Below are 13079 nucleotides of genomic sequence, written 5' to 3' on the forward strand. Positions count from 1 at the left end.
CGGTGACTACCGGCCGGCCGTCGGGCCCGGCCCCCGGCCGTTCGGCGTCCCCGGTGCCTCGGAAGCGGCGTCGTACGAGGAGGTGCCGGCGTCCAGCAGGGGCTCCTCGTCCTTCATCCGCTCCTTCATGTGGGCAGGGGCGAAGGCGCGCAGCACGTGGTAGCCGGTGATGACCACGATGGTGCCGAGCGCGATGCCGCTGAGTTCGAAGTTGTCGGTGATCTTCAAGCTGACGCCGCCGACGCCGATGATGATGCCCGCAGCGGCCGGCACCAGGTTCAGCGGATTACGCAGATCCACCTTGGCGTTGATCCAGATCTGCGCGCCGAGCAGGCCGATCATGCCGTAGAGGATCACGGTGATCCCGCCGAGGACGCCCCCGGGAATCGCGGCGACCACCGCGCCGAACTTGGGGCACAGGCCGAAGAGCAGGGCGAAGCCCGCGGCGGCCCAGTAGGCGGCCGTGGAGTAGACGCGGGTCGCGGCCATGACGCCGATGTTCTCGGAGTACGTGGTGTTCGGGGGCCCGCCCACGGCGGTGGACAGCACGGAGGCGGCGCCGTCCGCGGCGATCGCGGTGCCCAGCTTGTCGTCGAGGGGCTCACCGGTCATCTCACCGACGGCCTTGACGTGGCCCGCGTTCTCCGCGATGAGCGCGATCACCACGGGCAGGGCGACCAGGATCGCCGACCACTCGAAGCTCGGCGCGTGGAACGACGGCAGGCCGATCCAGTCGGCCTGGGCGACACCGGACAGGTCGAGTCGCCAGTGGTCCACGGCCTCCGCGCCGCCGGCGGGGGAGTGGATCTTCCCGAAGATCCGGTCGAGCGCCCAGGACAGGACGTAACCGAAGATCAGGCCGAGGAAGATCGCGATACGGGAGAAGAAGCCACGCAGGCACACCACCGCGAGACCGGTGAAGAGCATGACCAGCAGCGCGGTCCACTGGTCCTGCGGCCAGTACGTCGAGGCGGTCACCGGAGCGAGGTTGAACCCGATCAGCATGACGACCGCGCCGGTGACGATCGGCGGCATCGCGGCGTGGATGATCCGCGCCCCGAAGCGCTGCACGGCCAGGCCGGCGACGAAGAGCGCGGCGCCGACGACCAGGACCGCGCCGGTCACGGTGGCGCTGTCCCCGCCGGAGGCCCGGATGGTGGCGGCCACGCCGACGAAGGAGAGCGAGCAGCCCAGGTAGCTGGGCACCTTGCCGCGGGTCGCGAGCAGGAAGATCACGGTCGCGACGCCGGACATCATGATCGCGAGATTGGGGTCCAGCCCCATCAGCACCGGAGCGACGAAGCTCGCCCCGAACATGGCCACCACATGCTGGGCGCCGAGGCCCGCCGTACGCGGCCAGGACAGCCGCTCGTCGGGTCGTACGACGGCACCGGGAGCGGGTGTCCGCCCGTCGCCGTGCAGGGTCCAGCGCACGCCGAGGTTCACGGGCCGCTCCACTTCGTGTAGTCGTCAACGATCGGCGTAATGGTAGTGCCCCTCCGGATGGTCCCGGCAGCCGTGAGCGGGCGCTTAGGATGAGTTGTTTTCGGCCAGCACTGTCCAGGAGCCCGACCGTGCCCACGCAAGCCCCTCCGACCCCCACCGCCGCACTCGCCTCCGTCGTCGAGCACGGCGTGCTCGTCCCGGCGGTCGTGCACTTCGACGACCTCGACGCGCTCGGGCTGCTGCACAACGCCCGGTACCCGCTGATGGTCGAGCGTGCCTGGGTGACGTACTGGCAGGAGCGCGGATTCGCCTTCGAGGGCGACTGGGCAGCGGCCGGCGACGCCTGCAACGCCGTCAAGGAACTGCGCATCGGCTACGAGCGCCCCGTGCACCGGACCGGCGACTACGCCGTTCACCTGTGGCTGGAAAGGCTCGGGCGCACCGGCCTCACCTATGGTTTCCGCTTCTGTTCCGCGGACGGCTCGGTGACCTACGCGCAGGGCCTCCGGGTCCTCGTCCGGCTGGACCCGGACACCATGCGGCCCGCACCTTGGAGCGAGCGGTTCAGGGCCGCGGGTCGTGCACTGCTGGCGCCGGCCGGGTGACCTTCACGCTCTCCCGCCCGGCCGAGCGCAGCACACCGGCGCCCACGACCAACCCGAGGGCGAGCGCCGTCACCAGGCCGAAGGAGACCACCAGGCTCGTCGCGTCGGCGACCGCGCCGATCGCCGACGGGGCGATCAGCCCCGACGTGTAGGTGATGGTGGCGACACCGGCGATCGCCTGACTCGGGTTCGGCCCGCTGCGTCCGGCCGCGGCGAAGGCCAGGGGGACGACCACGGCGACACCGAACCCGATGAGCGCGAAGCCGCACAGCGCGACCGCCGGATGCGGGGCCAGGACCACCAGCAGCCCGCCGATCGTCGCCAGCACCCCGCCGACCCGCACGGTCCGCACAGGCCCGAAACGGTCGACGATCCGGTCGCCCGCGAGCCGTGCCACCGCCATCGTCAGCGCGAACGCCGTGGTCGACGCGGCCGCGAGACCCGGCGAGGTGTCCAGCACGTCCCGCAGATAGACGGCCGACCAGTCCAGGCTCGCTCCCTCGGCGAACACCGCGCAGAATCCGACCGCGCCGATGATCAGCGCCGACTTCGGTGGCAGGGCGAACCGCGGCGGCGGCTCCTCGTCGGCGGAACTGCGCAGGTCCAGTACGCCCTGACAGGCGATCAGCCCGAGTGCGGTCAGCGTCAGGGCCGCCAGGGTGTGGTGCAGTCGTGCGTCGCTGCCGAGGTGGGCGGCGAGTGTGCCGCCCGCCGAGCCGATCAGCGCACCGGCACTCCACATGCCGTGCAGCCCCGACATGATCGACCGGTCGAGACGGTTCTCGACCTCCACGCCCAGGGCGTTCATCGCCACGTCGGACATGCCGGAGGTGGCGCCGTAGACGAACAGTGCCCCGCACAGGGTGAGCAGGTTCGGGGCGAACGCCGGCAGGACCAGGCTCAGCGTCCACAGCGCCAGCAGTCCGCGCAGCGCCGTGCGCGCGCCGAACCGGTGGCTGACGGCTCCGGCCAGCGGCATGGCCACCGACGCCCCGAGCGCCGGGAACGCCAGGGCGAGCCCCAGTTGACCGGCACTGACCCCGGCATGGTCCTGGATCCACGGGATCCGGGTGGCGAAGCTGCCGGTCACCGCGCCGTGCACGCAGAACACGGCTGCCACGGCGAAGCGGGCGCGCCGCAACTGGGGCAGCCCGACCGTTCGGCTCGATGCGCTGGACATGCGTGTACCCCTCCCCGAGAACGTGAGCGGTAAACTATCAGGAACCCTGCCTGATAAATAGGCGGCAGGCGTCTGGAAGGATTCCGGCATGCGCGCTTCCCCGAGCACCGCCCGGGCCATCAACGACCGGCTCGCCCTGGAACTCCTCCAGCAGAAGGGTCCGTTGACGGCAGGACAGCTGAAAACCATGACCGGCCTCTCCCGGCCCACCGTCGCCGACCTCGTGGAGCGGTTGCAGGGCTCGGGGCTCATCCAGGTGGTCGGCGAGGCGGGCGCCGACCGGCGCGGACCGAACGCCCGGCTGTACGGGATCGTCGCCGACCGCGCGCATCTCGCAGCGCTCGACGTACGCACCGAGAGCGTGTCCGTCGTCGTCGCGGACCTGCTCGGGACACGTCTCGCCGAAGCGTCTCTTCCCATCGGCGGCGACAGCGAGCCCGATCCCGTCGTGCAGCGTGCCGCCGCGCTGGTGGAGAGCACGTCCCGGAACGCCGGAGCCGCCGCACTGCACAGCGTCTGCGTCGGCGCGCCCGGTCTCATCGACCCGTCGACCGGCGAACTCCGCGACACGACCGGCCTGCCGGCCTGGCACCGCATGCTGGTGGCCGCGCTGCAGCAGCGGCTGCCCGCCAGGGTGATCGTCGAGAACGAGACCAACCTCGCGGCCGTGGCCGAACAGCGCCTCGGAGCCGCGGGCGACCGCGAATCGTTCGCGTTCCTCTGGCTGGGGCAGGGGGTCGGCGCGGGAATCTTCCTCGACGGACGGCTGAGGAGAGGGGCGTCCGGCGGGGCGGGCGAGATCGGCTTCCTGCCGGTGCCGGGCACGGCCGGCATCCCCTCCGCCGTCGACTGCGCCGGTGGCTTCCACTCGCTGGCCGGGGCGGCGGCGATCCGCGAACTGGGGGAGCGGCACGGGCTCGTGGGCGAGACGGCGGCAGGCGTGGTGGCGGCGGCCGTCGCCAAGGACCGCGGCGACTTCCTCGACGCCCTCGCCGACCGGCTCGCCCTCGGCGCGGCGGCGGTCGCCGCGGTCCTGGACCCCGGATGCGTGGTCCTCGGCGGCGAGACGGGCCACGCGGGCGGCGAGGCGCTGGCGTCGCGCGTCGGGTCCCGGGTGGCCGCCCTGTCCCCGCTGCCTACTCAGGTCCGGGCCGGTGTACTGGGCGACGCGGCCGTCCTGAGCGGCGCACTGCTGACGGCGGGGGAGTCTGCGCGGGGGGAGCTGTTCGGCTGACGGCCACCGTGATCCGCACGGTCATCCGGTGCCGCCGGCGGCGGCCGACCGGCCCCTGGTGTCGTCCGAGCGGAAGGCTCCGAGGGCGGCGGCTGCGGGCCGTCGCCCTAGGGCCCGGCGGCGGCAAGGGCCGGTGACCGCCGCCGGGCTGCTCTGCGAGAGGGAGATCAGCAGGCGCCGAGGTCCTGCCAGACACCCCATTCCCCGGTCGTACCGGGCTCCTCGCCCTTCGTCCACCACTTCGACTTCCACTGGTGCGACGCGTGGGAGACGGTCACCCCGCCCCCGTACTCGGACGTCGCGTTCCACGCCGGCGCGGTGCACGCCCCTGGCGTGGCCGGGTCGGACGGGGTGGGGGACGGCGAGGGGGAGGAGTCGGAACCGGGCTCGACCAGCTTCGTGCCGCGGCCCAGGTCACCGGCAAGGGCGTACGTCGTGCCGGCGATGTTCACCGTCCAGTTCGACGGGGTCGAGACCGGCAGGTAGTAGTTGAAGGACAGCTCGACCGTGCCGCCGGGAGCCAGCGACTGCCAGGCCGGGAGCTTCAGCGACACCCGGTGGAAGTCGCCCTTCAGACCGCCGATGTTGCCACCGGTGTGATCGCTCTTGATCACCTTGGTGCCGAACCCGGACTGGTCGGAGGCGTTGGCCGGTGCGGCGGTCGCATGGTCGAACTGGAACTCCGTGCCGCCGGGCAGCGTGGCCGTGGTGTTGTTGGTGATCTTCAACTTGGGCGTGATGGGGTAGTTGGAGTCGCCCAGCTTGAAGTCGGTGAAGTCCACGGCGAGGTCCACCACGTCGGTGGGCAGCGGCGTGTTGGACTTCTTCGCCCCGTACGGAGCGGCCGACTTGAACTTCTCGTACATCGAGGTGGTGAGCGTGTCGCCGATCTCGTACTGGCCCTTCGCCGCGTTCCAGCCGTAGTCGCCCGCGAGTTCCCAGACCATCGTGCCGCCGATGCCGCGGTCGACCACGTAGTCCGCCTTCGCGGCCACGGACTGCTCGTCCTCGGTGGAGAGGAAGACCTTCTTCTCGGCGTTCCAGAGCCAGGGCGCGACCAGTGTGGAGTTGTACTTGCGCACGTAGCTGCCGGTCAGCCGGGTGTCCGCGGGGAAGCCGTACTGCGTGACGTAGTCGCCGACGATCCCCTTCTCCAGGTTCTTGGCGTGCCACATCGGGTTGGAGCCCGCCGGCGACTCCGTGCCGTTGTCGTCCTTGTCGTGCCACAGGTTGTCGATGCCGACGGCGCCGTCACCGCACTTGGTGAGGCCGGAGCCGGCCGGGCAGGAGGCCGCGGCGGCCTTGCCCCACAGGCCGTCCGTGCCGCCCTGCACGTTCTTGTGGCCGCGGGTGTAGTACGGCAGGCCGATGTTGATGCGGCCGGCCGGCATGGAGCCGCGGAAGTAGTGGTAGGCCCAGTCGGTGTTGAGGTAGCCGATGCCGCCGTACTGCGCGCTGCCGTAGACGTTCGCCGAGGCCAGTTCGGCGTCCTTGCCGTCGTCGAAGAGCGAGGCGTTCGGCCCGACGTACTCGTTCCAGGCGCCGTGCAGGTCGTACGACATGATGTTGACGTAGTCCAGGTACTTCTGGACCTGGAAGGTCTCCATGCCGCGCAGCAGATAGCCGGACGAGGGTGCTGCCACCGTGAGCATGTAGTGCTTGCCGTCCGCCGCGCCGGCCCGGTCGAGCTTCTCGCGCAGGGTCCTCATCAGCGCCGCGTAGCCTTTGTTGAGGCCGCCCCGGCGGGCGTTGGAGACGGGGAAGTCGGCCGGGTGGCCGGCGTCCTTCATCGAGGTCGGGTACTCGTAGTCGATGTCGACGCCGTTGAAGCCGTACTTCTTGATGAAGGCGACGGCCGAGTCGGCGAAGGTGTCGATACCCCCCTGGTTGACCGAGCCGTCGGCGTTGGTGGCCATCGAGTAGAAGCCGCCCGAGTTCACCCGTACGCCGTTGTCGTCGAAGTAGCCGCCGGTCTCCGCCCACCCGCCGACGGAGATCAGCGTCTTCACGTCCGGGTGCTGCTTCTTGAACTTGTTGAGCAGGTTGAAGTGGCCCTTGTACGGCGTGGCCGGGTCCATCTCCGCCCCGGCCACGCCGGGCCAGGTCATCCCCGTCGCTGCGTTCTTCTCCCCGTCGGCGCCGACCGAGAGCCTGTTGGACCCGTCGATGTGGCCGAAGGCGTAGTTGATGTGGGTGACCTTGTCCCACGGGATGTCGGACGCGAGATAGGCGGGCTGCCCGTTCTTGCCGGTGCGCCAGCCGGTGAAGTAGCCGATGACCCGGCGCTGGTGGTCCGCGCCCATCTTCTCGCGGCCCTCGGTGTCGTAGACCGAGCAGTACGGGACGTCGACGCCGGGGGTGGCGTGGAGCCCGTCGGGCCGGCAGTTCTCCTGCGACGCGGCGTGGGAGACGCCGGGGGAGAGCATGCCGGCCAGCAGCGCGGCTGCGGCAGCGCCGGCTGCGAGCAGGGACGCCCCGGCTCTGGTACGGGTGGGGGACTGCACGATCAGTTCCTCCTGGTGGGGATCCCCCTGCATCGCCCGCCAGGAGCGCAGGGGGGTTCGGCCTCGCACAACTGACGGATGGGGGAAAGGGGTTGGCCCTGGTGTGCGCACACCGGCGGGCCTGGTCCGCGGAGGTGTCGCAGACATTAAGAGGACTAGACCAGTGCGTCAATAGGTCTGGACCAATGGGCGTCCGAACATGACGCCGGGTGACGCCGCGTGCCCGTATGTGAGCGAGTCCACAGGCATCACCCGCATGGCTCATCGCCGGCCGTGGCACACTGGCCCTGTATCAGCAGCAGCGCACTCCGGGGTCGGTGCAATTCCGAACCGGCGGTTACAGTCCGCGACCCGTCCGCAGCCAGCGGCCGGTTGACCAGGTGAGATTCCTGGACCGACGGTTAAAGTCCGGATGGGAGGCAGTGCGCGGCGGATGGCACCGTCAGGTGCGTCGGCCGTCTGTCGATCGCCGTTCACGATGCGGCGATCGCCGTTCAGGCATCGGCGTCCCCCTGTGGTGTTCCTCCGCTCTCTGTCGTCATCGACAGGCCCCGGAGTCCGTGCCCGAAGAGGCAGGAGGACCCGGTGGCCACCGCAGCCGAAGCAGACGCCATGCGTCGGGCGATCACGCTCGCCGCCCGCGGACTCGGCTCCACCAGCCCCAACCCGGTCGTCGGATGCGTCATCACCGACGCCTCCGGACATGTGGTCGGCGAAGGCTTCCACCAGCGCGCCGGCGGACCGCACGCCGAGATCCACGCCCTGCGCGCCGCCGGGGTACTCGCCCGCGGCGGCACCGCGTACGTCACCCTCGAGCCCTGCAACCACACCGGCCGCACCGGCCCCTGCGCACAGGCGCTCGCCGAGGCAGGCGTCGCCCGTGTCGTCTACGCGGTCGCCGACCCGAACCCCGAGGCCACCGGAGGCGCCGACACCCTGCGCGCCGCCGGGATCGAGGTCGAACAGGGACTCCTCGCCGACGAGGCGGCCGCGGGCAACGCCGGCTGGCTGACCTCCGTACGCCTCGGCCGTCCCCACGTCACCTGGAAGTACGCGGCCACACTCGACGGCCGCGTCGCCGCCGCCGACGGTACGAGCCGCTGGATCAGCTCGCCCGAGTCCCGCGCCGACGTCCACCGGCTGCGCGCCGAGGCCGACGCCGTCCTCGTCGGCTCCGGCACCGCCCGCGCCGACGACCCGCACCTCGCCGTCCGCGACATCGCGGGCGCCACCCAGCCGCTGCGTGTCGTGATCGACACCGAGGCGGTCGCCGTGAAGCCGGGCGCGCGGGTCCTCGACGACGCCGCGGCAACCGTCGTCGCGGTGGCCGAGGACGTCCTGCCCGACGCCACCGCGCATCTCGGCGAGGTCTGGCGGCTGCCCCGCGCGTCCGGCGGCGGCCTGGACACGGCCGCCCTGCTGGCCACGCTGCACGCGCGCGGCGTGCGGTCCGTACTCCTCGAAGGCGGCCCGACGCTCGCCGGCGCCTTCGTCTCCGCCGGAGCCGTGGACCGCGTCATCGGCTATCTCGCCCCCGTACTCCTCGGAGCGGGCCCCGCCGCCCTCGCCGACGCCGGAATCACCACCATCACCGACGCGTTGCGGCTCGACGTCACAGAGACCGTCCGTATCGGAACCGACCTGCGCATCACCGCCACCGTCCTCAAGGGAGCCTGAGTGTTCACCGGAATCGTCGAAGAGCTGGGCGAGGTCACCGCCGTCGAGGACCTCGGCGACGCGTCCCGCTTCCGTCTGCGCGGCCCGATCGTCACCGAGGACGCGAAGCACGGCGACTCCATCGCCGTCAACGGCGTCTGCCTGACCGTCGTCGAGACCGGCGACGGGGAGTTCACCGCCGACGTGATGGCCGAGACGCTGAAACGCTCCAGCCTGGGCGTGCTCCAGGCCGGTTCCCGCGTCAACCTCGAGCGGCCCACCGCGGTCGGCGCCCGGCTCGGCGGCCACATCGTCCAGGGCCACGTCGACGGCACCGGCACCGTCGTCGAGCGCACCCCGTCGGAGAACTGGGAGATCGTCAAGATCTCACTGCCCTCCGGCCTCGCTCGATACGTTGTCGAGAAGGGCTCGATCACGGTTGACGGTGTGAGCCTTACCGTGGTCGACGCGGGCACCGACCACTTCACCATCAGCCTCATCCCCACCACCCTCGCCCTGACCACGCTCGGGATCAAGCAGCCCGGCGACCCGGTCAACCTCGAGGTGGACGTCATCGCCAAGTACGTCGAGCGGCTGCTCGGCACACAGGCCGAGGAGAGTGCCGAGTGAGCGCCATCGACTGGCTGAACGGCGAGGCCTTCACGGCCTTCGGACAGCACATCAAGTGGTCGGACATGATCGGCAACACGGTCGGGCTGATCGCCCTCGCCCTCGGCTGGCGCCGCTCTATATGGACCTGGCCCGCCCAGTTCCTCTCCGGTGTCATCCTCTTCGCCGCCTTCGCCACGTCCCACCTCACCGGCAGCGCCGGCAAGCAGGTCGTGGTCATGGCCGTGGCCGCATGGGGCTACCGGCAGTGGACCCGCGGCCGGCAGCAGGCGCAGGACGGCTCGATCGCCGTCCGGTTCGCGACCTGGCGTGAGCGGGCCTACCTGATCGGCGGCGCCGTCCTCGGCACCGCCGCCGTCGGCGGACTGTTCACGCTGTACCCGTCGCTCTCCTGGGACCCGTGGCCCGACGCGTACATCTTCGTCGGCACCCTCGTGGCGATGATCGCCCAGGCCCGCGGCATGGTCGAGTTCTGGTTCGCCTGGCTGCTCGTCGACCTGGTCGGCGTCCCGCTCAACTTCGCCAACGGCTTCGCCTTCTCCGGCTTCGTCTACGTCCTCTACGGCGCGCTCGTCCTGTGGGGCCTGCGCGACTGGTGGCTGCGCTCGCGGACGAGCGACCGGCCCGCACTGGAAGGAGCGGCAGCATGACCGCCCGCCCGTCACCCGGCACCACCCTGCCCGAGGCCCTTCGGGCCGCCCCCACGGCCCGAACCTGGTTCGCCGCCGACAGCGTCGAGGACCTCTCCCTCGACCCGGTCGAGCAGGCCGTCCGCGACATCGCGGCGGGCCGCCCGTCGTGGTCGTCGACGACGAGGACCGCGAGAACGAGGGCGACCTCGTCATCGCCGCCGAGAAGGCCACGCCCGAGGTCGTCGCCTTCATGATGAGCGAGTGCCGCGGCCTGATCTGCGCCCCCATGGAGGGCGACGAGCTGGAGCGGCTCGAGCTGCCCCAGATGGTCGGCAACAACACCGAGTCGATGCAGACCGCCTTCACCGTCTCCGTCGACGCCGGTCCCGCCTACGGGGTGACCACCGGCATCTCCGCCGCCGACCGCGCCGTCACCCTTCAGCTGCTGGCCGGCGGGGAGGCCGGCCCCGCCGACTTCGTACGCCCGGGTCATGTCTTCCCGCTGCGCGCCAAGCCCGGCGGCGTCCTCACCCGCCCCGGCCACACAGAGGCCGCCGTGGACCTCGCCCGGCTCGCGGGCCTGCGCCCCGCCGGCGCGATCGTCGAGATCGCCGGCGAGGACGGCGTGATGCTGCGGCTGCCGGAACTCGTGCCGTTCGCCCGCAAGCACGGCCTGACGATCATCTCCATCGAGGACCTGATCGCCTACCGCCGCAGCGAGGAGCCCACCGTGAAGCGCGAGGCCGAGGTGCATCTGCCCACCGCGGCCGGTGAGTTCACCGCCTACGGCTACCGCTCCACCGTCGACGGCGTCGAGCACGTCGCCCTGGTGCACGGCGACATCGGTGACGGCGAGGACGTCCTCGTGCGCGTCCACTCCGAATGCCTCACCGGCGACATCTTCCACTCGCTGCGCTGCGACTGCGGTCCCCAGCTCAACGCCTCCATGGAGAGCATCACGCGGGCCGGGCGGGGTGTCGTCGTCTATCTGCGCGGGCACGAGGGCCGCGGCATCGGACTGCTGTCCAAGCTGCGCGCGTACGAACTCCAGGAGCGGGGGAGGGACACCCTCGACGCCAACCTCGAGCTCGGCCTGCCCGCCGACGCCCGCGACTATGCGGCCGGCGCCCAGATCCTCGCCGACCTCGGCGTGCGCAGCGTGCGGCTGATGACCAACAACCCGGACAAGTCGACCGCGCTCGTCAGGTACGGGATCACCGTCCTCGGACGCGAACCGATGCCCGTCCAGGCGGGCGAGCACAACCTGACGTACCTGCGCACCAAGCGCGACCGGATGGGCCACGACCTGCCGTGGCTCGACACGGTCCCGGCCACGACGTGCGGCAACCAGTAGAACCCCGTCATCAGCGGAACCGCGTGCGGTGAGAACCGTGCGCGACCGGTAGTACTTCGCAACCAGTGAGAAACGCTCCGCCGGCAGGACCGTGCAACCGACAGGACTGCGCAAGGCGGTGAAGAACGGCTTAGGGAGAAACATGAGTGGCAAGGGTGCGCCCGAACTGTCCGTCCGCAACTGCGGAGACCTGCGGGTCGCGGTGATCGCGGCCCAGTGGCACGAGAAGGTCATGGACGGTCTCGTCGACGGCGCGCTGCGTGCACTGCACGAGCTCGGCATCGACGAGCCGACGCTGCTGCGCGTCCCGGGCAGCTTCGAGCTGCCGGTGGTGGCCAAGGTGCTCGCGGGCCGCGGCTACGACGCGATCGTCGCCCTCGGCGTCGTCATCCGCGGCGGCACGCCGCACTTCGAGTACGTGTGCCAGGGCGTCACCCAGGGCCTGACCCAGGTCTCCATCGACACCGGCGTCCCCGTCGGCTTCGGCGTGCTGACCTGTGACACCGAGGAGCAGGCCCTCGACCGGGCAGGGCTCGAGGGCTCGAACGAGGACAAGGGGCACGAGGCGGTCACGGCAGCCGTCGCCACCGCGACCATCCTCCGTTCAGTATCCGAACCCTGGCGCTGAGCAGCGGCCGCTTCCGCGTAGTCTGGGACCACCATGTCCAATAAGACGTTCGAGGAGCTCTTCGCCGAGCTCCAGCAGAAGGCCGCCGAGGGCGACCCCGCCACCTCCCGCACCGCCGAGCTGGTCGGCAAGGGCGTCCATGCCATCGGCAAGAAGGTCGTCGAGGAGGCCGCCGAGGTGTGGATGGCCGCCGAGTACGAGGGCAAGGAAGCCGCCGCGGAGGAGATCTCGCAACTGCTGTACCACGTCCAGGTGATGATGGTCGCGCGCGGAATCTCCCTCGACGACGTCTACGCCCACCTCTGAGCCAGCCCACCCCTCCGCAACAGACACCATCACGCGAACAAAGGAAGCCCGTCTCATGCTGCGCATCGCCGTCCCCAACAAGGGTTCACTGTCCGGACCTGCGTCGGCGATGCTCCATGAGGCCGGCTACCAGCAGCGCAAGGAGTCCAAGGAGCTCGTCCTCGTCGACCCCGAGAACGAGGTCGAGTTCTTCTACCTGCGCCCGCGTGACATCGCGATCTACGTCAGCTCAGGCAAGCTCGACATCGGCATCACCGGCCGTGACCTGCTGCTCGACTCCGGCGCCGACGCCGAGGAGATCCTCCAGCTCGGCTTCGCCCGTTCCACCTTCCGCTACGCCACCAAGCCGGGCACCGCGGGCGACGTCGAGGACTTCGGCGGCATGACGATCGCCACCTCCTACGAGGGCATCGTCGCCGCGCACCTCGCGGAAAGCGGCATCGACGCTTCCGTGGTCCACCTCGACGGTGCCGTCGAGACCGCCATCGAGCTCGGTGTCGCCCAGGTCATCGCCGACGTCGTCGAGACCGGCACCAGCCTGCGCAACGCGGGGCTCGAGGTCATCGGCAAGCCGATCATGACCTCGGAGGCCGTCGTCATCCGCCGCACCGGCGCCGACGGCGAGGACCCGAAGGTGCAGCAGTTCCTGCGCCGCCTCCAGGGCGTCCTGGTCGCGCGCAGCTACGTGATGATGGACTACGACTGCCGGGTCGAGCACCTGGAGCAGGCCGTCGCGCTGACCCCCGGCCTCGAGTCCCCGACGATCTCCCCGTTGCACCACGAGGGCTGGGTCGCCGTCCGTTCCATGGTCGCGGCCAAGGAGGCCCAGCGGATCATGGACGACCTGTACGCGCTCGGCGCGCGGGCCATCCTCACCACGGCCATCCACGCCTGCCGCCTCTGA

11 protein-coding genes, 1 pseudogene and 1 riboswitch are annotated in these 13079 nt (G+C 70.9%); of the genes and pseudogenes, 9 read left to right on the forward strand and 3 right to left on the reverse strand.

The window, feature by feature from the left end; all coding sequences use genetic code 11:
• Positions 1-6 precede the first annotated feature (6 nt).
• Complete coding sequence (locus GLX30_RS29390) at positions 7-1446, reverse strand: solute carrier family 23 protein (RefSeq protein WP_159693891.1); 1440 nt, start codon at positions 1444-1446, stop codon at positions 7-9.
• Between the two features lie 128 nt (positions 1447-1574).
• Here GLX30_RS29390 and GLX30_RS29395 point away from each other — a divergent pair, with 128 nt between their 5' ends.
• Complete coding sequence (locus tag GLX30_RS29395) at positions 1575-2051, forward strand: thioesterase family protein (protein ID WP_244258312.1); 477 nt, start codon at positions 1575-1577, stop codon at positions 2049-2051.
• On the opposite strand, the gene GLX30_RS29400 is transcribed toward GLX30_RS29395, so the two are convergent.
• Positions 2011-3231: an MFS transporter gene (locus GLX30_RS29400; RefSeq protein ID WP_159693895.1), complete on the reverse strand. Its 1221-nt coding sequence runs from the start codon at positions 3229-3231 to the stop codon at positions 2011-2013. The genes GLX30_RS29395 and GLX30_RS29400 overlap by 41 nt on opposite strands.
• Before the next feature lie 88 nt (positions 3232-3319).
• Between GLX30_RS29400 and GLX30_RS29405 the strand changes: the two genes are divergently transcribed.
• The gene (locus GLX30_RS29405) at positions 3320-4465 is read left to right on the forward strand and encodes an ROK family transcriptional regulator (RefSeq protein ID WP_159693897.1); all 1146 of its coding nucleotides are present in this window, start codon (positions 3320-3322) and stop codon (positions 4463-4465) included.
• A gap of 167 nt (positions 4466-4632) precedes the next feature.
• On the opposite strand, the gene GLX30_RS29410 is transcribed toward GLX30_RS29405, so the two are convergent.
• A complete protein-coding gene (locus tag GLX30_RS29410; RefSeq protein WP_159693899.1) occupies positions 4633-6969 on the reverse strand; it encodes a chitinase C-terminal domain-containing protein in 2337 nt (778 codons plus the stop codon).
• A 299-nt stretch (positions 6970-7268) separates the two neighbouring features.
• Positions 7269-7399: riboswitch (FMN riboswitch) on the forward strand.
• A 155-nt stretch (positions 7400-7554) separates the two neighbouring features.
• Here GLX30_RS29410 and ribD point away from each other — a divergent pair.
• The 7 genes and pseudogenes from ribD (at position 7555) to hisG (ending at position 13079) form a co-directional block, all read left to right on the forward strand.
• Positions 7555-8646, forward strand: a complete 1092-nt coding sequence (ribD, locus tag GLX30_RS29415; RefSeq protein WP_159693901.1) for a bifunctional diaminohydroxyphosphoribosylaminopyrimidine deaminase/5-amino-6-(5-phosphoribosylamino)uracil reductase RibD — start codon at positions 7555-7557, stop codon at positions 8644-8646.
• The gene (locus tag GLX30_RS29420; RefSeq protein WP_159693903.1) at positions 8647-9255 is read left to right on the forward strand and encodes a riboflavin synthase; all 609 of its coding nucleotides are present in this window, start codon (positions 8647-8649) and stop codon (positions 9253-9255) included.
• A 5-nt stretch (positions 9256-9260) separates the two neighbouring features.
• Complete coding sequence (locus tag GLX30_RS29425; RefSeq protein ID WP_159695318.1) at positions 9261-9905, forward strand: nicotinamide mononucleotide transporter family protein; 645 nt, start codon at positions 9261-9263, stop codon at positions 9903-9905.
• Positions 9902-11241 (forward strand): annotated as a pseudogene (locus tag GLX30_RS29430) (bifunctional 3,4-dihydroxy-2-butanone-4-phosphate synthase/GTP cyclohydrolase II). The gene GLX30_RS29425 and the pseudogene GLX30_RS29430 overlap by 4 nt, the downstream one beginning before the upstream one ends.
• Positions 11242-11383: 142 nt before the next feature.
• On the forward strand, positions 11384-11869 hold the full coding sequence (gene ribH, locus GLX30_RS29435) for a 6,7-dimethyl-8-ribityllumazine synthase (RefSeq protein ID WP_159693905.1): 486 nt from the start codon (positions 11384-11386) through the stop codon (positions 11867-11869).
• A gap of 33 nt (positions 11870-11902) precedes the next feature.
• On the forward strand, positions 11903-12175 hold the full coding sequence (locus GLX30_RS29440) for a phosphoribosyl-ATP diphosphatase (RefSeq protein WP_005319995.1): 273 nt from the start codon (positions 11903-11905) through the stop codon (positions 12173-12175).
• A gap of 55 nt (positions 12176-12230) precedes the next feature.
• Positions 12231-13079: an ATP phosphoribosyltransferase gene (gene hisG, locus GLX30_RS29445; RefSeq protein WP_159693907.1), complete on the forward strand. Its 849-nt coding sequence runs from the start codon at positions 12231-12233 to the stop codon at positions 13077-13079.

The sequence above is a fragment of the Streptomyces sp. Tu 2975 genome (assembly GCF_009832925.1).
In the GTDB taxonomy this organism is placed as follows: Bacteria; Actinomycetota; Actinomycetes; order Streptomycetales; family Streptomycetaceae; genus Streptomyces.